General features: G+C 55.1%; 16 protein-coding genes and 2 pseudogenes. 9 read left to right on the forward strand and 9 right to left on the reverse strand.

Annotation, left to right across the window (positions count from 1 at the left end; all coding sequences use genetic code 11):
* The first annotated feature begins 123 nt into the window (after positions 1–123).
* A complete protein-coding gene (gene folD / locus OEZ10_12970) occupies positions 124–981 on the forward strand; it encodes a bifunctional methylenetetrahydrofolate dehydrogenase/methenyltetrahydrofolate cyclohydrolase FolD (protein MDH5633885.1) in 858 nt (285 codons plus the stop codon).
* Entirely contained in the window at positions 978–1,661 is a 684-nt protein-coding gene (locus tag OEZ10_12975) for a rhomboid family intramembrane serine protease (protein ID MDH5633886.1), read from the forward strand. Before folD ends, OEZ10_12975 begins: the two co-directional genes overlap by 4 nt.
* 55 nt (positions 1,662–1,716) lie before the next feature.
* Here OEZ10_12975 and OEZ10_12980 read toward each other — a convergent pair whose 3' ends face one another.
* Positions 1,717–2,460: a hypothetical protein gene (locus OEZ10_12980; GenBank protein MDH5633887.1), complete on the reverse strand. Its 744-nt coding sequence runs from the start codon at positions 2,458–2,460 to the stop codon at positions 1,717–1,719.
* Between the two features lie 113 nt (positions 2,461–2,573).
* Here OEZ10_12980 and OEZ10_12985 point away from each other — a divergent pair, with 113 nt between their 5' ends.
* Complete coding sequence (locus OEZ10_12985; protein ID MDH5633888.1) at positions 2,574–3,368, forward strand: thymidylate synthase; 795 nt, start codon at positions 2,574–2,576, stop codon at positions 3,366–3,368.
* An 18-nt stretch (positions 3,369–3,386) separates the two neighbouring features.
* Entirely contained in the window at positions 3,387–3,902 is a 516-nt protein-coding gene (locus OEZ10_12990) for a dihydrofolate reductase (GenBank protein MDH5633889.1), read from the forward strand.
* An 84-nt stretch (positions 3,903–3,986) separates the two neighbouring features.
* On the opposite strand, the gene OEZ10_12995 is transcribed toward OEZ10_12990, so the two are convergent.
* The 5 genes from OEZ10_12995 to leuC all read right to left on the reverse strand — a co-directional run bounded on the left by OEZ10_12995 (position 3,987) and on the right by leuC (position 11,980).
* Positions 3,987–7,364 carry a hypothetical protein gene (locus OEZ10_12995; GenBank protein MDH5633890.1) on the reverse strand — a complete coding sequence of 1,126 codons (3,378 nt, stop codon included), beginning with the start codon at positions 7,362–7,364 and terminating at the stop codon, positions 3,987–3,989.
* Positions 7,365–7,605: 241 nt separating this feature from the next.
* Positions 7,606–8,718 (reverse strand): aspartate-semialdehyde dehydrogenase, encoded by a 1,113-nt coding sequence (asd, locus tag OEZ10_13000; protein ID MDH5633891.1) that lies wholly within the window; start codon positions 8,716–8,718, stop codon positions 7,606–7,608.
* A 100-nt stretch (positions 8,719–8,818) separates the two neighbouring features.
* Positions 8,819–9,892, reverse strand: coding sequence for a 3-isopropylmalate dehydrogenase (leuB, locus tag OEZ10_13005; protein ID MDH5633892.1), 1,074 nt, complete (start codon positions 9,890–9,892; stop codon positions 8,819–8,821).
* Positions 9,893–9,920: 28 nt separating this feature from the next.
* Complete coding sequence (leuD, locus tag OEZ10_13010) at positions 9,921–10,556, reverse strand: 3-isopropylmalate dehydratase small subunit (protein ID MDH5633893.1); 636 nt, start codon at positions 10,554–10,556, stop codon at positions 9,921–9,923.
* Positions 10,553–11,980, reverse strand: a complete 1,428-nt coding sequence (gene leuC / locus OEZ10_13015; protein ID MDH5633894.1) for a 3-isopropylmalate dehydratase large subunit — start codon at positions 11,978–11,980, stop codon at positions 10,553–10,555. The genes leuD and leuC overlap by 4 nt, the downstream gene beginning before the upstream one ends.
* 90 nt (positions 11,981–12,070) lie before the next feature.
* Between leuC and OEZ10_13020 the strand changes: the two genes are divergently transcribed.
* Positions 12,071–12,940, forward strand: a complete 870-nt coding sequence (locus OEZ10_13020; protein MDH5633895.1) for a LysR family transcriptional regulator — start codon at positions 12,071–12,073, stop codon at positions 12,938–12,940.
* Positions 12,937–13,350, forward strand: a complete 414-nt coding sequence (locus OEZ10_13025) for a hypothetical protein (GenBank protein MDH5633896.1) — start codon at positions 12,937–12,939, stop codon at positions 13,348–13,350. Before OEZ10_13020 ends, OEZ10_13025 begins: the two co-directional genes overlap by 4 nt.
* Positions 13,351–13,531: 181 nt before the next feature.
* Here the strand turns inward: OEZ10_13025 and OEZ10_13030 are convergent.
* The 3 genes and pseudogenes from OEZ10_13030 to OEZ10_13040 form a co-directional block, all read right to left on the reverse strand.
* Positions 13,532–13,636, reverse strand: a pseudogene (locus tag OEZ10_13030) (cytochrome-c peroxidase).
* A gap of 267 nt (positions 13,637–13,903) precedes the next feature.
* Positions 13,904–14,404 (reverse strand): annotated as a pseudogene (locus OEZ10_13035) (cytochrome-c peroxidase).
* A gap of 170 nt (positions 14,405–14,574) precedes the next feature.
* Positions 14,575–15,003: a hypothetical protein gene (locus tag OEZ10_13040; GenBank protein MDH5633897.1), complete on the reverse strand. Its 429-nt coding sequence runs from the start codon at positions 15,001–15,003 to the stop codon at positions 14,575–14,577.
* Between the two features lie 266 nt (positions 15,004–15,269).
* Between OEZ10_13040 and OEZ10_13045 the strand changes: the two genes are divergently transcribed.
* From OEZ10_13045 to OEZ10_13055, 3 genes are all read left to right on the forward strand, one after another.
* A complete protein-coding gene (locus OEZ10_13045; protein ID MDH5633898.1) occupies positions 15,270–16,142 on the forward strand; it encodes a sterol desaturase family protein in 873 nt (290 codons plus the stop codon).
* Entirely contained in the window at positions 16,132–17,094 is a 963-nt protein-coding gene (locus OEZ10_13050) for a VTT domain-containing protein (GenBank protein MDH5633899.1), read from the forward strand. Before OEZ10_13045 ends, OEZ10_13050 begins: the two co-directional genes overlap by 11 nt.
* A 328-nt stretch (positions 17,095–17,422) precedes the next feature.
* The gene (locus OEZ10_13055) at positions 17,423–19,339 is read left to right on the forward strand and encodes an EAL domain-containing protein (protein ID MDH5633900.1); all 1,917 of its coding nucleotides are present in this window, start codon (positions 17,423–17,425) and stop codon (positions 19,337–19,339) included.
* Positions 19,340–19,638: the final 299 nt, after the last annotated feature.

The following is a 19,638-nucleotide window of genomic DNA, read 5'->3' on the forward strand; positions in this document are numbered from 1 at the left end:
GACGCCGGCGAGGGCCGAACTATACGGATGCCGGGACAATATCACAACACCCTTGGCGCAATTATTCAGGCATGCGATTATCGCGACCCCGAGCAGGGTATTCCGGCAAAAGGTTTGGTGGTCATGACAGCAAAAATTCTCGATGGAAAACAGGTAGCAGCCGAGCTGCGCCAGGCGATCAAGCTGCGCGTGGATCAGCGACTGGCGGCAGGCAAGCGGGCACCGGGGCTCGCCGTGGTCAAGATCGGGCAGGATCCCGCATCAGAGATCTACGTGCACAACAAGCGCAACGCCTGTGCCGAGGTGGGAATCACTTCCTTCGCGCACGACCTGCCCGAAAGCACCAGCCAGGAAACGCTGCTCAACCTGATTGACGAGCTTAACGAGGACAGCCAGGTAGACGGTATCCTGATCCAGCTGCCGGCACCAAAACACATCGATCCGCAGACCATTCTTGAGCGAATTCATCCGACCAAGGATGTTGACGGGTTCCACCCCTACAATATCGGTCGCCTGGCCGTACGTATGCCCGTGCTGAGATCCTGCACACCCCGAGGCGTAATGACGCTGCTGAAACACACGGGTCAGCCCATCCGGGGGATGGATTCGGTTGTTGTCGGTGCTTCCAATATTGTGGGTCGGCCCATGTCACTGGAATTATTGCTGGCTGGCTGCACCGTCACCACCTGCCATCGCTTCACCAAGGACACGCCCAGCCATGTGCGCAATGCCGACATTGTTGTAGTTGCTGTCGGCGTTCCGGAGATGGTGAAAGGCGACTGGATCAAGCCCGGCGCGATTGTCATCGACGTCGGCATGAATCGCCTGGATGACGGCCGCCTGGTCGGTGACGTGGAATTTGAATCTGCACGCCAACACGCGTCCTGGATTACCCCGGTGCCCGGCGGTGTCGGCCCCATGACTGTCGCCACCCTCCTGGAAAATACGCTCGACGCTGCCGAGTCTCACGACCCGCTATGATCCCGCTGCACGACGACAACCCTACCGAACGGTTTCCCGTCGTCTCGGTAGCACTGATCCTGGCGTGCTCCACACTATTCCTGTACCAGGTCAGCCTCGGCGACAAGGCCGGGCACGCCCTGGTCATCGCGCTGGGATCGATCCCGGCGGTTCTGTTCGGCAAACAGATGCTGCCACCCGAGCTGGCGCTGATTCCGGTGGAAGCCACGCTGATTAGCTCGATGTTTCTGCACGGTGGCTGGATGCACTTGATCGGCAACATGCTGTACTTGTGGATTTTCGGCAACAACGTCGAAGACGCCATGTCCCGCCCGCGTTTTATCGTGTTTTACACGCTATGCGGCTTGATCGCGGCTCTCAGCCATGCCCTGCCCAATGCGAACTCGGCTATACCCATGATTGGCGCCAGCGGCGCCATTTCAGGCGTACTCGGTGGTTACCTGCTGTTGCATCCAAAAGCCCGGGTACTGGTTCTGATCCCGCTGGGTTTTGCCAGCCAATTGATTCGATTGCCGGCGATGCTGGTGCTGGCATTCTGGTTCGTTCTGCAAGTGGTCAACTCTATTCTGGCCGATTCCACCGGTGGTGGCGTAGCCTGGGGAGCGCACGTTGGCGGATTTGTCGCTGGGTTGGTTCTGCTGCCGCTCTTCAAACGGCGGTCAGTCCGGCTGTTTAATTAACAACAATCCCGCGACCACGCTCAGGCTGGCACCCCAACCAAAACCAACAAATGACTCAGGAGCTAAAGCGAGACCGGGAGCGCGGCGGGCGATTCGCAGTCGCAACTGGCTTCACAGGTAACGGACTCGGAAGCGCAGCCAGTTTCGCAGGCGGGTGGGGGCTGTGCCTGCTGGCGATCAACATTAATTCCGAAAGCATGTAACTGCCAATAATCGCCGCTAATGACAGCATCACCCCGGCAAAAATAAAGCCAATCCCGCCGAGAAAGCTCGCGTCGGTCATAATCGGGAACAAGTGTCCGAGCGGCCCAAGAATGACCGACGCCTTTTGGCCGGTAAACCAGATAAAAATAGCGCTGCCCAGGGAAATAAGTGCGACAAATGCTGCGTACGCCTCACCCACCATCCGGACCAACGTGGCGCCAAGTGGCAACATATACACGGCCCCCGGCTTATCCCTGGCAATATCCCGGGAACGAATCAGGACGACGTGGACAACCGCGTAGACGCTGACAACATAACAAAACTGATACAAAATGCCTCCGGCTATGGCCCCGGTCGCCGACAGTCCGAATATGACCTTGCCGGCGGTAAAAAATACCGCCAAAGCCGCCAGGATCAGGACGCCAATGAGGGAGCGGAGCGTATAAGCGACAGCGCGGTAAACAAAGGCACCCTCTGACAACAACCTGAGTAGCGCTGGCATGAACATAAACCGGGAAATTCGGTGCTCGGGAATCTCCGCCGCCAGGCCGGCGCTGACTTCTTTTTCAAGTTGCTGGTATCTGCTGCGGTGCATGAGTATTCCCGATATAATGCGACCCAAAAAAGTGGCCGCGTCTTGAAAAATTGTAAACCATAACCGGCGCCCAGCCACGACGTTAACAGACCACTCGTCGGGAAGTTCGTTACATGCAACAGTATCTACAACTCATGCGCCATATCCTGGCCAACGGCGCACACAAGGAGGACCGCACCGGGACCGGGACCATTAGCATTTTCGGATACCAGATGCGATATGACCTCAACAAGGGTTTCCCGGTAGTCACCACCAAAAAATTACATCTTCGCTCCATCATCCACGAATTGCTGTGGTTTCTGAGCGGCGATACCAATATTAAATACCTGAAAGACAATGGCGTCAGTATTTGGGATGAATGGGCCGATGAAAACGGGAATCTTGGCCCCGTCTACGGGTCCCAGTGGCGCAGTTGGCCGACCCCGGATGGCCGTCATATTGATCAAATCAGTCAGGTTATTGACCAACTGAAAAACAATCCCGATTCTCGACGCATTATTGTCAGCGCCTGGAACGTCGCCGAAATTGAAAACATGGCGCTGCCGCCGTGTCACGCATTTTTCCAGTTTTATGTCGCCAATGGCACCCTGTCATGCCAGCTCTACCAGCGCAGCGCCGACGTTTTCCTCGGGGTTCCGTTTAATATTGCCTCCTATGCCTTGCTAACCATGATGATGGCACAGGTATGCGGACTGAGACCGGGAGAGTTCGTTCATACGCTCGGTGATGCCCATCTCTATTCAAATCACCTTGACCAGGCTCGCCGCCAGCTGAACCGGGAGCCGCGTCAACTGCCAACCATGAAGCTGAACCCGGAAATATCAGACCTGTTCGCATTTACCTATGATGACTTTGAGCTGGTTGGCTACGACCCGCACCCGGCAATCACAGCGCCGGTCGCCGTGTAACCACGACCGGCGCGCACCATGAATAAGCCGGTTATCAGCATAATCGCGGCAATCGCGCGCAACGGTGTCATTGGCCGGGATAATGATTTGCCGTGGCATTTGCCGGCAGACCTGGCATTTTTCAAAAAGACTACCAACGGCCACCCCATTATTCTCGGGCGCAAGAATTACGAATCCATCGGTCGACCGCTGCCCAATCGCACCAATATCATTGTTACCCGTGACACCTCTTACACGGCCGACGGCTGCCTGGTGGCGCATAACCTGGACGATGCCATATCACTGGCATGCCGGAACGAACAGGACGAAATTTTTATTATTGGCGGCGCGCAGGTCTACGCACAGGCATTGCCACTGGTTAGCAGAATGTACCTGACCCGGGTCCACACGGACGCGATCGGCGATGTCTTTTTTCCCGACTTCGATTGCAACGACTGGACCGAAACCTGGAGAGATAATCACCAGGCAGACGACCGCAATGGCTTTGATTTTACGTTTGTGAAACTGGAAAGGAAATCACGCGGGCGGTCTTGAGGGTTGCCAGACTGCGAGAGCTGGCGTTGTCCGGGTACAGCAGGCCGTTGAAAACCGCGCGAAACAACTCAATTACTGGCAGGCCTAGTCTATTTGCAGCAGCAGGTCTTCTGCCTGTTGCTTCTGTGAAGCGTTGCCCTCAGCCAGCACTTCGTCAAGAATGCTGCGCGCACCATCCGCGTCGCCCATATCGATGTACGCCTTGGCCAGGTCGAGCTTGGTCGCAGTTTCATCCCATTGCTGGGAGTCTTCACTCTCGGCGGTTGCCAACGCGGTGTCCGCACCACTGTCTACATCCAGGCCATCTGCAGCATCACCAAAATCAAGGTCACCGCCACCACCGCCAGGTTCGACCGAGAAATCCAGGCCGCCGGTATCCAGGGCGGTTTCCAGGTCTTCTTCAGCGTCCAGATCACTGCTGCCGGTATCTTCAAGACTGAAATCCAGCGAACCGGAATCTTCATCCGACATATCCAGGGTCCCGGAATCGTCTGCATCCAGACCAAAGTCCAGGCCGCCATCATCCAGTGACAACCCGCCAGCTTCAGAACCCGACTGGTCCTTGAAACCAAAATCCAGTTCGGCTTCGTCAGCAGAACTGTCCTCTAAGCCGCTATCCTCAAGACTGAAATCGAGGCCTGATCCGTCAAATGACAGGCCATCGCCAGAGTTACTGTCGTCATTGCTACCGGAGTCGGTTTCAAGAGAAAAATCCAGGGCACCGTCATCAAATGACAGTTCGTTCGCGGAACTACCTGTTGTCGAATCATCCTCGAGCGAGAAATCGAGCCCACCATCATCGGCAACGACCGTTTCCGAACCGGATATGCCACCACTATCTTCGGCGGACCCCATATCAATATTGAAGTCCAGGCCACCGTCGTCACCTGACATATCCAGGTCAGTTCCGATATCCAGGTCACCGGCATCAAACAAGGTTTCTTCCACGTCACCCGCGATCATTTGCGTCGCCGGGGTTTCTGACGGCACGGCAAACAGGTCGTCGTCGCCTGACAGCAAGTCGTCAAGATCTCCCGAACCTGCCGCCGCGCCGGCAGCCATCGCACCGCCGGCTGCAGCAGCAGCGGCTGCGGCCTGAACCGGCGCACCGCCGGTAAACATCGGGTTATCCGGATTGAGCTTTTTGCCCATCTCGGCGACACGGTCCCACAACTTGCCACCACGACCTTCAAGTGCGGCATACAATTCTTCGGCTACGGTTTCAAAGGCCGAGACATCACCACGCTGGTGGTAGATGTGCAGCAGTTTTTCACGTACTTCGTGACGGCTTGGATCTTTGATCACCGCTTCCCTGAGGATTTCTTCGGCTTGCTCGTCGCGACCATAGGCCAGGTACACTTCTGCCTCGGCAATGGGATCCACTTCGTCCGTGGAGATGTTGCCCATTCCGCCCTGGCTGAAATCACTCAGGAACGAAGTATCCCCGGAATCGCTGTCCGACCCGGTATCACCCGTGGTTTCCATATCGGAATCCATGGTGGAATTCAGAATGCTCTCTTCAAACTCCAGTGAGGCGGCACGGCGTCGGCGCCATACCACACCGCCCAGGCCAAAGATAAGGAACACGACTGACCCGATGATGATGTAGGTATTGATACCACCGCCAAGGAAGCTGTTGACCAGGTCTTCAATAAAACTCGGTTGCTCAACCGGCGCTGGAGGCTGGGTCTTGGCAACACGCTTGGGCGCTGGTTTTTTTGGCTCTTCCGGCTTGACCGGCTCGGCAGGCTTTGGAGTATCGACAGGCTTTGCCGGCTTGCCGGCTTCAGTCTTCGCCAGGCTCTCGTTTTCCAGCTCCATCAACCGCTTCTGCGTCTGCAGGTTCTCTTTTACCTTACCCGCGCGCTCGGCGGCCTCACGGGTTTGCATCTGTTTGGATTCGAGACTTTCTTCAAGAGAGGCCACACGATCAGCCAGCTCATTCTTCTCGGCTTTGGCGGAACGACTTTCACTGTCCGGCGCCTGGGCCTTGCCCTTGGATTTTTCCTGATCAATATCGGAGCGAACGATGCGCAACAGGTCATCGGCAGGTATCGCTTTCTCAACCGGCTTCTCGGCGACAACAGGCTTGGCCTTCTCGGGAGCTTTCTCGGGCTCCGGCTTAGCCTTAGCCTTAGGTTGCGGCTTGGCTTTCGGAGTGACCGGGGCTGGTTTTGGCGCCTCGGCGACATCAATCGTTTGTTGGGCAGAAGCGGCCTTCAGGCGGTACTCCTGCCAGACATCGTAGTGCGCACGAAATTCCTTGCGGGCCTGCTTGACCGGTCCACCGGCCAGCGAACCCTCATCAGGAATAGACAAGATACGACCGGCGCTGAGGTTGTTAACGTTGCGATCGAAAAACGCGCCCTGGTTGGCCTGGTAAATCGCCATCACTACCTGTTCCACGCCAATATCGGAGCGGCTACCGCGAACCTTTTCTGCGATTTCCCACATGGTATCGCCACGCGCAACCCGGTAATCACTGCCGGGCGCCAGTTGACCAAACGAACCACCCGAGGTCGGCACGACCTTGCCACGATTGGCGGTACGTGCGGATTCGGACATGGCGTCAGCCAACTCGGTTTCTTCCGGATTTACCGGCCAACCGGTCTTGGGATCAATTTCGTAACGGCTGTTATCTACTCTTGTCGGGCCAAAATAGTCCGGAAAATCGGGCATGGCTTCAGCCTGGGCCAGCGGCTCGGCGCCGATCGCTTCAGCACCGCTGTCAAATTGCACAGGCTCCGGTGCCGGCGGCAAAGTTTCCTTAACCGGCTCCGCTGCGGCGACCGGCTCGGCCGGCACGCCAATAGGCTCCATGCCCGGCTTTCCTGATTTCGCAGACTCGGCCGGAACACCAATTGGCTCCATGCCTGTGTCTGCAGGTATATCAATTGCGCCACCTGCGCCCTTGGGCGCCGTTGGTTGCCACTGATCACTTACCGGTTCGGACTTTGGGGCAACAGGTTCCTCTGCAGGGACAATAATCGGGGCCGCCACACCGCTTGGCTTGCTGGCAACCAGGTAAGGCGGGTCAATCAGGGCAGAATATTCACGAATCAGGCGACCGCCCGCCCACTCTATTCTGACCAACAAATGAAGAAACGGATCACCAAACGGTGTATCGGTCTGGAGCTGCAGGAAATAGCTGCCGTCCACGCGCTTGGCGACGGAAAATTTGATATTGGCAAGATGTGCAGGACGATCAATGCCGGCATCGGCAAACTCGCCACGACTGGCCAATATAGCTTTGAGCTTGCGACGCTCTTTGCTGGTAATGGAGGTGAACGGGATTTCAGCGTTCAACGGCTCATCAAGCGCCGAGTGAACTTTCAGCTTGCCAAGACCAATCGCGCCCGCGCCCATGGAAAATGAGGCCAACGAGATTGCACAAAGCAGGCTGACTGCTGTTTTTTTAGCGTTTCTTATCACCCCGGTTTCCAGCGTTTTTCGATTTCTCACTTAAAAAACCTAGACTTACGTGATTATTGTATTAAGACTCTTTACAAATCTCAAGTAAATATAGCCCACAATTACGTTTTTACCAAACCAAAAGTTTCAAATCAGCAGAAAAATCAGGTGAATCGCGGAAAAACCGGTTTCTTGGCAACTGCCCCAGTGTGTAGTGGGTTCACATGGCTTCGTCAACCACGGGAACCCACTCGAGTACCAAGTCTATCGACCGGTAACGGCAAAAACCCAGTTATTGCTCGCGCAGGATTCCCAACATGCGACGCAAAGGCTCTGCCGCGCCCCAGAGTAACTGATCCCCTACCGTAAAGGCAGACAGGTAATCCTTGCCCATACTCAGCTTGCGCATGCGGCCAACAGGCACGGTCAAGGTTCCCGTTACTGCAGCCGGAGTCAAATCAGTCATGGTCAGCTCACGGTCATTGGGCACAACCTTGACCCAGTCATTGTGCGCAGAAATAATGTCACCGATCTCGTCCAGCGGCACATCTTTTTTCATCTTGACGGTCAGCGCCTGTGAATGACAGCGCATGGCACCGACTCGAACACACAGGCCATCGATAGGAACAGGGTTACCGGAACGGCCAAGGATCTTGTTGGTTTCCACCTGCGCTTTCCATTCCTCCTTGCTCTGACCAGACTCCAGCTGAACATCGATCCAGGGAATCAGTGAACCGGCCAATGGCACCGGCCAGTCATTGGTCGGGTAGGCGTCGGAACGCATGAACTCGGAGACCTGCTTGTCGATCTGCAAAATGGCACTGGCCGGATCATCCACCAGTGCTTTCACATCATCATGAATAGCGCCCATTTGCTTGATCAGTTCGCGCATATTGCGCGCACCGGCGCCGGATGCCGCCTGGTAGGTCATTGGAGTAATCCATTCGACCAGGTCTTTTTCAAACAAGCCGCCGATGGCCATGAGCATCAACGAAACGGTGCAATTTCCACCAACGAAGGTCTTGACGCCATTGGTCAGCCCGTCCTGGATCACGTTCCGGTTTACCGGGTCCAATATAATGATGGACTCATCCTGCATGCGCAGCGTGGACGCGGCATCAATCCAGTAGCCCTGCCAGCCGGCCTTGCGAAGTTCAGCGTAAACCGCCTTGGTGTAATCACCGCCCTGACAGGTGACGATAGCATCCATAGCCTTAAGATCATCAATGCTGTTGGCATCCTTGAGCACCGGGATGTCCTTGCCCACATCCGGTCCGGCCTGGCCTGCCTGCGACGTGGTAAAAAACACCGGCTCGATCTCGGCAAAATCATTTTCCTCGCGCATGCGCTGCATGAGCACTGAACCCACCATGCCGCGCCAGCCTACAAACCCAACTTTCATCATCACCATGACTCCCAAAATATATTGAATCCGCCAAACCGTACCGCCATAACAACGACCTCGATCAACACGTTGCTGATCCGCACCTTTCAGCGAACAAAATCTAGTTCAATGCCGCCACTACCGCGTCGCCCATTTCGCTCGTGCCCACCTGTTTCATGCCATCACTCATAATGTCAGCAGTGCGCAACCCCTGGTCGAGCACGGTATTCACCGCCGCCTCAACACGGTCTGCCATGTCTGGCTCATCCAGCGAGTAACGCAACATCATTGCCACGGACAGGATGGTTGCCAACGGGTTGGCAATATTCTTGCCGGCAATATCCGGGGCGGAACCATGAATCGGTTCATACATACCCTTGCCGTTCTCGTCCAGCGATGCCGAAGGCAGCATGCCGATGGAGCCGGTCAACATGGCAGCGGCATCTGAAAGAATATCGCCGAACATGTTGGTCGTCACCATGACATCAAACTGCTTAGGCGCCCGCACCAGCTGCATGGCCGCGTTGTCCACGTACATGTGCGACACCTGGATATCCGGGTGCGCCTTGGCTTCGGCCGTTACCACATCACGCCACAATTCCGTGCACTCCAGAACGTTGGCCTTGTCCACCGAGCACACCCTGCCATCCCGTTTCCGCGCAATATCAAAGGCGACATTGGCTATGCGCCTGATCTCTGACTCGCTGTATACCAGCGTGTTATAGCCCTGGCGCTCACCATTCTCCAGTGTTTTTACGCCACGGGGCTGGCCAAAATAGATGCCCCCGGTCAGCTCGCGCACAATCATGATATTGAGGCCTGATACCACTTCCGGTTTCAGCGTAGATGCGCCGGCCAGTTGCGGATACAGGATCGCCGGTCGCAGGTTGGCAAACAACTTCAGTTCGGCACGCAAACCGAGCAAACCTTTTTCAGGACGCACGGAGATGTCCAATGATTCCCATTTGTATCCACCGACAGCACCGAGCAATACCGAGTCAGCAGCCCTGGCCTTGACCAGGGTCTCTTCCGGCAGCGGCGAACCGGTTTCATCATAGGCTGCGCCGCCAACCAGGCCGTATTCCAGCTCAACATCCAGGCCGTCACGCTTGAGCGCGTCCAGCAGCTTTACCGCCTCGGCCATGATTTCCTGGCCGATACCGTCGCCAGGGAGAACGAGAATCTTTTTCGTCATGTGTCTCTACCTCGAATATGAATAGTATTCAGAACAACCACGGCGCTTCCTGCTTGCGCCGTTGTTCATAAGCCTTGATATCGTCGACATGCTGCAAGGTCAGGCCAATATCATCAAGCCCGTTAACCAGGCAATGCTTGCGGAACGGGTCCACGTCAAAGCTGATGGTCTCACCCGTCGGCCGGGCAATGGTTTGTGACTCGAGATTGACCTCAAGCTGATAGCCTTCGGTCAACTCCACGTCATTAAACAACTGGCCAACAACGGCTTCGTCCAGCACGATGGGCAATACGCCATTCTTGAAGCAGTTATTGAAAAAGATATCGGCAAAGCTCGGTGCAATAATCACGCGGAAGCCGTAATCCTCCAGCGCCCACGGCGCATGTTCCCGCGATGAACCGCAACCGAAGTTCTCGCGCGCAACAAGTATGCTGGCACCCTGGTAGCGTGGCTGGTTCAATACAAAATCCGGGTTCAACGGACGCGTGCTGTTATCCATGCCCGGCTCGCCGTGATCGTGATAGCGCCATTCGTCAAACAGGTTAGGGCCAAAGCCGCTGCGCTTGATGGATTTCAGGAACTGCTTCGGAATAATGGCATCGGTATCGACATTGGGACGATCCATGGGCGCAACAATGCCGCTGAAGGTTGCAAATTTTTTCATGACGCGCCTCCCTGTACTTTCCTGACATCGACAAAATGACCGGCAACAGCGGCCGCGGCGGCCATGGCAGGACTAACCAGGTGTGTACGGCCACCCTGCCCCTGTCGCCCCTCAAAGTTACGGTTGGATGTTGAGGCGCAACGCTCGCCCGGCTCCAGCCGGTCGGCGTTCATGGCAAGACACATGGAACAACCCGGCTCACGCCACTCAAACCCGGCTTCAACAAAAATCTTGTCGAGCCCCTCCTGTTCAGCCTGCTGCTTCACCAGCCCGGAACCAGGCACCACCAGCGCCTGGCTGACATTGGCGGCAACCTTCTTGCCCTTGGCCACCGCGGCTGCAGCACGCAGATCTTCAATACGCGAATTGGTACAGGAACCAATGAACACCTTGTCCACCCTGATATCACTGATGGCGGTTCCGGCTTCAAGGCCCATATAGGCCAGCGCCTTTTTCATGCCATTGGCCTTGACGCTGTCCTGCTCATCAGCCGGGTTCGGAACCTTGTCGTTTACCGCAACCACCATTTCCGGCGATGTACCCCAGGTCACTTGCGGTTCAATACCGGCGGCATCAATCACCACCTCTTTATCGAATACAGCATCGGCATCACTGACCAGGTTGCGCCACTGGCTTACCGCCATATCCCAGTGTTCCGCCTTGGGCGAATACGGGCGATCCCTGAAGTAATCGATGGTCTTGTCATCCACTGCCACCATACCGGCACGGGCGCCGGCCTCAATGGCCATGTTGCAAACAGTCATGCGTCCTTCAACAGAAAGATCCATAATGCCCTGGCCGGCAAACTCAATGGCATAACCGGTGCCACCGGCAGTACCGATCTCGCCGATAATGGCGAGCACGATATCCTTGGCCGTCACGCCATCACCAACCGCACCTTCTACGGTTACGCGCATGGCCTTGGACTTTTTCTGCACCAGGCATTGCGTGGCCAACACGTGTTCCACTTCGGATGTGCCGATACCATGAGCCAGAGCGCCAAACGCGCCATGGGTGGACGTGTGCGAGTCGCCGCAGACAACAGTCATGCCCGGCAAGGTCGCGCCTTCCTCGGGACCGATAACATGCACAATACCCTGGCGCACATCATTCATCGGGAAGTACGGCAGGCTGAAATCCTTCGCGTTGGCATCCAGGGTTTCCACCTGGGTGCGTGACACCGGGTCGGTAATGCCGCTGATACCGGCGCTGCGGTCCGTGGTCGGCACGTTATGATCCGGTGTCGCCAGAACCGTGTCGGTACGCCACGGCTTGCGCCCGGCCAGACGCAGCCCCTCAAACGCCTGCGGCGAGGTCACCTCGTGCACAAGGTGACGATCTATATAGATAAGGCAAGTGCCGTCATCATCGCAGCGCACCACGTGCGCATCCCATAATTTGTCGTACAAGGTCTTTCCAGGCATGTCAGGCCCTCCTTCCGGTTGCAGCCAGTATAGGGTTGACGTATAAATAACTCCAATTCATTTAATTCATCTATATTATTCTTTTTGGTTATGGATATAGCAGATCTGAAAGCACTGGTGGCGGTAGCCGAAACCGGCTCATTTTCCGAGGCGGCAGAGCGCCTGTTTATCACCCAACCGGCGGTGAGTAAACGCATCGCCGCGCTGGAAGCAGAGCTGGGCACGCCGTTGTTCGATCGCATTGGCCGGCACATCGAGCTCACTGAAACCGGCGCCGCGCTGCTGCCACGCAGCCGGGACATCCTGGCGCAAGTGGGTGATCTCAGGCGCCAGGCCGGCAACCTGGCCGTCACGGTATCAGGAAAGCTCAACATGGCCACCAGCCACCATATTGGCCTGCACAGGCTACCGCCGGCTTTGCGCCAGTACACGCAGGATTTTCCTCAAGTGGATTTGAACCTGGAGTTTCTTGCTTCCGAGGTGGCCTGCGAAGCGGTGTTGGCCGGGCGCCTGGAACTGGCCGTCGTCACCTTGCCCGCCAAACCCATCGCCCGCCTCGCCATGGCCCCGGTGTGGCCGGACCCGTTGGCACTGGTCGTCGGCCAGGGTCACCCGTTAACCGGCGTAGCCAATCCCGGTGTCGCCGAGCTGGTCCAATTCCCGGCCATCCTGCCCGGGCCGGACACGGTCACACGCTCGGAAGTGGTACGCGCCCTGGGTAGCCAGGCGAAAAAACTTACCGTGCGCATGACCAGTAACTACCTGGAAGTATTGAAAACTCTTACCTCGATCGGTCTCGGCTGGAGCGCCCTGCCCGAAACCATGATTGACGACAGCCTGCGCGTGGTCCATGTTAATAAGATCACAATCAAACGGCGGCTTGGCATCGTCACCCACGCGGATCGCACGCTGAGCAATGCCGCCCGAAGCATGATCGAGACCATACGGAACGCGACGTGACTTTTATCGAGTTGATGCAAAAGCTGGAGCAGGAGCTGGGCTATCACCAATGGCCGGTCAACCCCGTCGCCCGCGAGCTGCGCGATATTTTTGACAACAGCCCGGTCAATGGCGAGCTGGCGATCAAGGTCATGCGCGGCCTGTACAAATCCAATGGCTGCCAGAAACCGGCAGATGATGTCAGTCTCGATCGCTGCAACGACGCGCTGGTACCGATCCGGCTTGAGCTGATTCGATCAAAACAAACCGATATCGATGCCGTGCACTTCATCAACAGCCTGTGTCATGCCGTTGACGGCGCCTGGCGCGGCGGCGATGTGGCAGCACCCGTTGTTACCGCCGATCGCCCCGCACAAGGTGACATTGTTTCACTGCAGGACTGGCAACACCGTCGCAAGTACCGCGCCTGACAAAACTGCTTTACTGCGGCAGCGTCTCACTGGTCAATGATTTCATGAACTCGACCAGGTCCTTTTGCTCGGTACGACTCAAATTCAGATCCTTGATACTTGGATGCTGGAGCATATTACGCACACCGTCCTTCAACGAACCGCCACGACCATAGAATTCCACCACCTCGTCCAGTGTCTTCAGGCTGCCGTCATGCATATACGGCGCGGTTAACGCAACATTGCGCAGGTCCGGCGTACGAAAATTGCCAAAATCGGCCGGGTTCAGTGTGACTGCAAACCGGCCAAGATGCGATGCTTCCTTGTCACTCAATACCTTGTTGTCCACTGTCGTGCCTGCCAGCCTGGCCTCGAGAAAAACCGAAATGATTTCCGATGCCCGGGATTCAATCTCGCTCAGACCAACGCCAATGTTATGAAACTGGTTATCGGTAAAGGTGGCGTTTTTCGGCCCGATCAGGTGACAGGTAACACACAAACCCTTGCCCCGGAATAACTCAAGACCGCGCCTGGCTGATGCTGATAACGCAGCCGTATCGCCGCCATACTGGTACCGATCAAATGCCGAGTTACCCGCGATCAAGGTGCGCTCATAGGCGGCAATGGCCTTGCCGACATGGTCTGGCGTAATTCCGTCATTGTCGACGGCAAAGACTCTGCTGAAGTCATTGACATAACTCTCGGATGACTTGATCACCGCGATCGCATCCACCAGCTTGCCAAGCCCATGCTCAACCGGGTTGGTTAGCGGATCCAGTGCCTGTTGCTCCAGCGAATCACGGCGCCCGTCCCAGAATGATTTCTGATAATAAACCGCGTTGATCACCGTTGGCGTGTTACGCGTTCCTTTTAACCCCTTGACGCCCACACCCACGGGATTCCCGTCGGTAAACGCTTTTTGCGGAATATGACAGCTGGCGCAGCTAATCGAACCGTCCTTGCTGAAACGGGTATCGAAAAACAGTTTTTTGCCCAGCGCGGCCTTCTCCGCCGACTGTGGGTTTGCGGGAGAAACGGGAACTGGCGGCAGTCCCAGCGCTGCTGAAGCCGCCATGGCCAAGCCAAAAGGAAATACTACGGACAACGCAAAAAGCGTCCGGAACACACGGATACGACTCATGAACACCCCAAGGAAGTCTATTAGAATTTGCTTATGGAGGTTAGACGTGGATCCAGCATTGGTCAAGACAAGATCGAAAATCCGGATGTGATACAGGCCGGCCTTTACTCGCGGACGCGGTCCATGATCATTCGGAACGAATCCGGGTTTTGCTCAAGCTTTCGACACTCGAAGGTAACCGGGTATTCGCGGCCACGATAAAACCAGCCACTCAGTACCGATCGCGCCAGTGGCGCACCATGTTGCGGATACAGTCCGAACCCGAGTTCATGGTAATAGCGATCCGGGCCGGTATACACCACGGTATAGCGCCGTGATATTTCGTCTACTTCAATCCGGGACTGTGTTGTGAACAGCTTGCGCGCCTGCATCAAGGCCCGGTGATCCCGGGTCATGTCCGGCTCATCCACAGGTGTATGCCCCGGGTTGGCCCACACATGGGTCGACGGCATTGATAACATCAACAGCACGAATATCGCCGTCACCTTTGGATCAAGGCGCGCGAAATAATATCGACTGGCCGTTAGCTGCATTGACGCCATTCTCCGGCTGGGGTGGACCATACAAAGCCCGGTTGCCGTTCATTCTGGGCCGGGATTGCCCTGAACCACAGGGTCTTCTGTATTATCGGCCGCCAATCGCCGATAATGAGCGTATCGCAACGGCAACGGGCCGACCAATAACCGGGATGACCAGGCAGGACATCAGTGCCACCGCGCTTTATCCTCGCTTGCTATTTCCTTGCTTCCTGACTACAAAGTGACCGACAACAAACGGACTGACCATCACATAACTTTCCATGATTGAATTTATTACATCCAATGAAAATATTATCCGGCCGAGCGTCTTTGTCGGCATGCTGGTGATCATGGGGCTCTGGGAAGTCATCGCACCGCGCCGGGCACTGACGGTGTCGAAACTGCTGCGCTGGAGCAACAACCTGGGCCTGGTGTTCTTTAACAGCTTTATCTCAAAACTGGTGTTCCCGCTCGCGGCCACCGGCGTGGCCGCCTTCGCCGCTGAACATGGCTGGGGCTTATTGAATCTCTACAGCTTGCCGACGGTGGCCGCCATTGTGCTTGCCATCATTGCGCTGGACTTTATTATTTACCTGCAGCATGTGCTGGTGCACGCGGTACCGGCTTTGTGGCGACTGCACCGGGTACATCACGCCGACCTGGACTATGACGTCACCACCGGCTCACGTTTTCACACCATCGAAATCATTTTGTCCATGCTGATCAAGTTCGCCGCCATTGTTGTGCTTGGTGCGCCCGTTGTTGCTGTCATTATCTTTGAAGTGTTGCTCAATGGCATGGCCATGTTTAACCACGCCAACGTCAAGCTGCCACTGTCGCTGGACAAGGTCTTGCGCTGGCTAATCGTGACACCGGACATGCACCGCGTACACCACTCCATTGAAGACGATGAAACCAACAGCAACTTTGGCTTTAACCTGTCGTGCTGGGATCGCCTGTTCGGCACCTATCGCCAGCAACCGCGCAAGGGTCATGAGGCCATGATGCTTGGTATCCGCACGTTCCGCGAACCGAAACAGGCCAGCTGGATCACCGGCATGTTACTCATGCCTTTTGTCGGTACTGTCAGCGACTACGCCATCAACCGCCGCCAATGGACTGCCAACGAGGAACAGCAAAACCATGAACAGTAAATGGCTGCGCGCCGCATTGTTGCTCGGCGTAGTTGCCGGCATTGCCTCGGTCATCGTCTTTCGTGATCAACTTGATACCACGTCACTGAAAGCATGGCTTGAACATGCCGGTGCCGCGGCGCCGCTCGTGTTCATGCTGGTTTATATTGTCGGTACGGTATTCTTTTTCCCGGGATCCGTGTTGACCCTGATCGGTGGCGCCTTGTTCGGACCGGTGCTGGGCACCTTTTATAACCTCACCGCGGCCACGCTCGGCGCCATGCTGTCTTTCCTGGTGGCACGATTTCTAGCGGCTGACTGGGTCACCCGCAAAACCGGTGGCCGATTGAAACAGCTGATCAATGGCGTGGAACAGGAAGGTTGGCGCTTCGTGGCTTTTGTGCGACTGGTGCCGTTGTTTCCGTTCAACCTGCTCAACTATGCACTGGGCCTGACCCGCATCAGTTTCGGCCAGTACAGCATTGCAACGTATATCTGCATGTTACCAGGTGCCATTGCCTACACCTATCTCGGTTATATTGGCCGTGAAGCCGCCACCGGCGGCGAAGACCTGATCAAAAAAGCCATGCTGGCCCTGGCCTTGCTGGCTATTGTGTCATTTCTCCCAAGACTGATCGGCAACCTGCGTCGTGGCAGCATGATTGATGCCGTCACACTCAAACAAAAACTCGACGCCGGTGAAGACTTTTTATTGCTGGATGTGCGTACTGAAGCCGACTACAACGGCGAGCAAGGTCACATCGCCCAGTCACGGCTGATTCCGGTGGAAGAACTAACGCAACGCGTTGGTGAACTGAACGCCTACACGAATAAACCGGTCATCACCATTTGTCGCACCGATCGCAAATCCGCCAAGGCCGCGCAAATCCTTGCGCAACACGGCTTCACCGATGTGCATGTAGCCAGGATGGGTATGACGCACTGGATTAAAAACGGTTACGAGGTGGAGTAATCCGTCGCCCGGGCCATAACTCACCGGTCAATTTACCCAAGCCTGCCTGGCAGAACCGGCCGTTCACAATACACGTAGCGACAAAACTATAGCCATCTCCCGCAACGGGTACAAATGCTCCGGGCTTTTTGTCGCCACCCTGGAACAGATCCAGCATTGACAAGAATGGCGCAGCAAACCATCAGTACAGGTTGACAATTTTTTACTTGAATTGAGTTGCTTGCGGCAAATATCCATTCATACTCTCATAAAAGAACACTGCACGATTCACACTGAAAAAAATAGATTCCCATGATGTATTAATGGAGACATCACAAATTCAGCAGCCATGGATGATGCATTTGAGGCTGAGAGTAACGTGCCCGAAAAAGCAGTAAAAAAGTTCAGATCGCTCGAGTGGATTGCCGCACTGTATGCCGTAATCGTAATTGCGATCCTGGGAACCGGAATTTCAATCGCGCTGGTCCAGCTCGATCGCGCAGACCGGAATCTCTCGATTAACAGCGAACTCACCCTGACCACACTTGAAGAAGCCGCCCGGGCAAAGCCGGGGCGCACAAACGCGTCCAGCGAATTTGTGCGGAATGTCGAGCAACGGCGTGCATTGGCCATTGAAAACCTGAAAACCTGGGAAGACATACGAAGCACAATCAAGACTATTATCAAAATCGTACCCTTTACCATGCTGGTATTACCGGTAATATTTTCATTCATATTCCTGCATCATTTCTACCGCCGCGCCAAGTTGCTGGAGAGTTATGCACGAAAACTTTCCCAGGAACAATACGAAGATCAACCGTTTCAATCTAACGACTGCACAGGTAACCTGTCCGCCATGTTGTTCGAACTGGGACACCAGACCAGAAACCTTCTGACCCAGACCAGGCGACATGCAACCGCGATCAAGAAAGAAAAAGAACGCGCTGAGCACCTGGCAAATCATGATCACCTGACCAATCTTCTGAATCGCCGGGCTTTTTACGATGCAGTAAAAAGCTACCTTGACCAGGAAAAACGACGGGGGCAGGCATTCCTGTTGTTTTTCGATCTTGATCATTTCAAGGAAATCAACGACTACTTTGGGCACAGTGCCGGCGATATACTGTTGCAGGCGGTGTCCAGCCGAATCAAGAACCTGCTGAGGTCAGACGACATTGTCGCCAGGATGGGAGGCGATGAATTCGCCGCCCTGGTCTATTGTAATGATGAAAATATCCACAACCTTGCCGCGAGACTAATCAGCAGTATTTCGCGGTCAGTGCAGACCGGGTCCAATGTCGTTCACGTGTCATCCAGTATCGGTATCCGGAAAATCACCCCGATAGACACGGACTTCAACACACTGATCGAGCATGCCGATGTCGCCATGTACCGGGCCAAACAGCTCGGTCGCAACAATTTCCAGTTCTACTCCGAAGGACTGGAAGATAACGTGGCCGAACGACAAAATATGGTCAACCTGCTGCGAATCGCTATTGAAAACCGGCAACTCGAAGTAGTACTGCAGCCCAAGGTTGATCTCTTCAATGAAAAAATCATCGGCTGTGAAGCCCTGTTACGGTGGCATCACCCGCATAAAGGTGAACTTCACCCTGTCGACTTTTTACAGGACGCCGAACATAGCGGTCTGATATCAAGCATCGGCAGCTGGTCCATCAAGGAGTCCTGCCGACTGGCGGCACAGCTGAATCAATATGGACAGGAAATACGCATATCCATCAACATATGCAGTACACAGCTTCACAACCCCTATTTCGTCGAGTTCCTTGAGTCGTCGATGAACCTGTACCAGCTTCCCGCAAGACTGGTTGATCTGGAAATTTCCGAATCGTCATTAATGGAAAATATGGCAAACAGCATAGATGTACTGAAGTCCCTGAAAACCCTGGGCGTTAACCTGGTCATTGATGATTTCGGTACGGGATTCTCGTCCTTGACATACATAAACAAGCTTCCCGTCGACGCCATCAAGGTCGACGAAAATGTAATCAAGCTGATTGACCATGCGGGTGACGGCAATTCCCTGATCAAAACCATTATCCTGATTGGCAAGGAAATGGGTATCCGCGTTATCGCTGAAGGGGTGGAGAACATACACCAGGCAGAACTGCTGCGCGATTTTGGCTGTGATGAAGCCCAGGGATATTATTTCTCGCGACCACTATCATTTCCCGAGGCACTTCGCTTCATCTTCGGCAAAGGTGACAACAATATTATTCAGTTCCAGAACAAGAACAATGTCTGATAATTTCGCCAGACGGGTTGATAGCCGGAATCATGCCAGCTGTCGAGCGCAAGAAGATTACCCGGCACGGCGATAACGCGTGCAAAATAGAGCGGTTGCGAGGAAGAGTGACGCGGTCTCTATTAAAGCATCTTGAGTAATGATCATTTAATCACTCCGATCCTTTTGCTATTCGATGATGTGCCACGGAATATCCGGCACACAAAGACGCGCTCTTCTTGGCATACAGAACCTTCTTGTCCAGTGATACAGGTGCTATAAATGCAAATAGGCTAGCGTGATGATGAGATGGAAGCAAC

It is taken from the genome of Gammaproteobacteria bacterium (genome assembly GCA_029880545.1).
GTDB lineage: Bacteria > Pseudomonadota > Gammaproteobacteria > Acidiferrobacterales > SZUA-150 > JAOUOD01.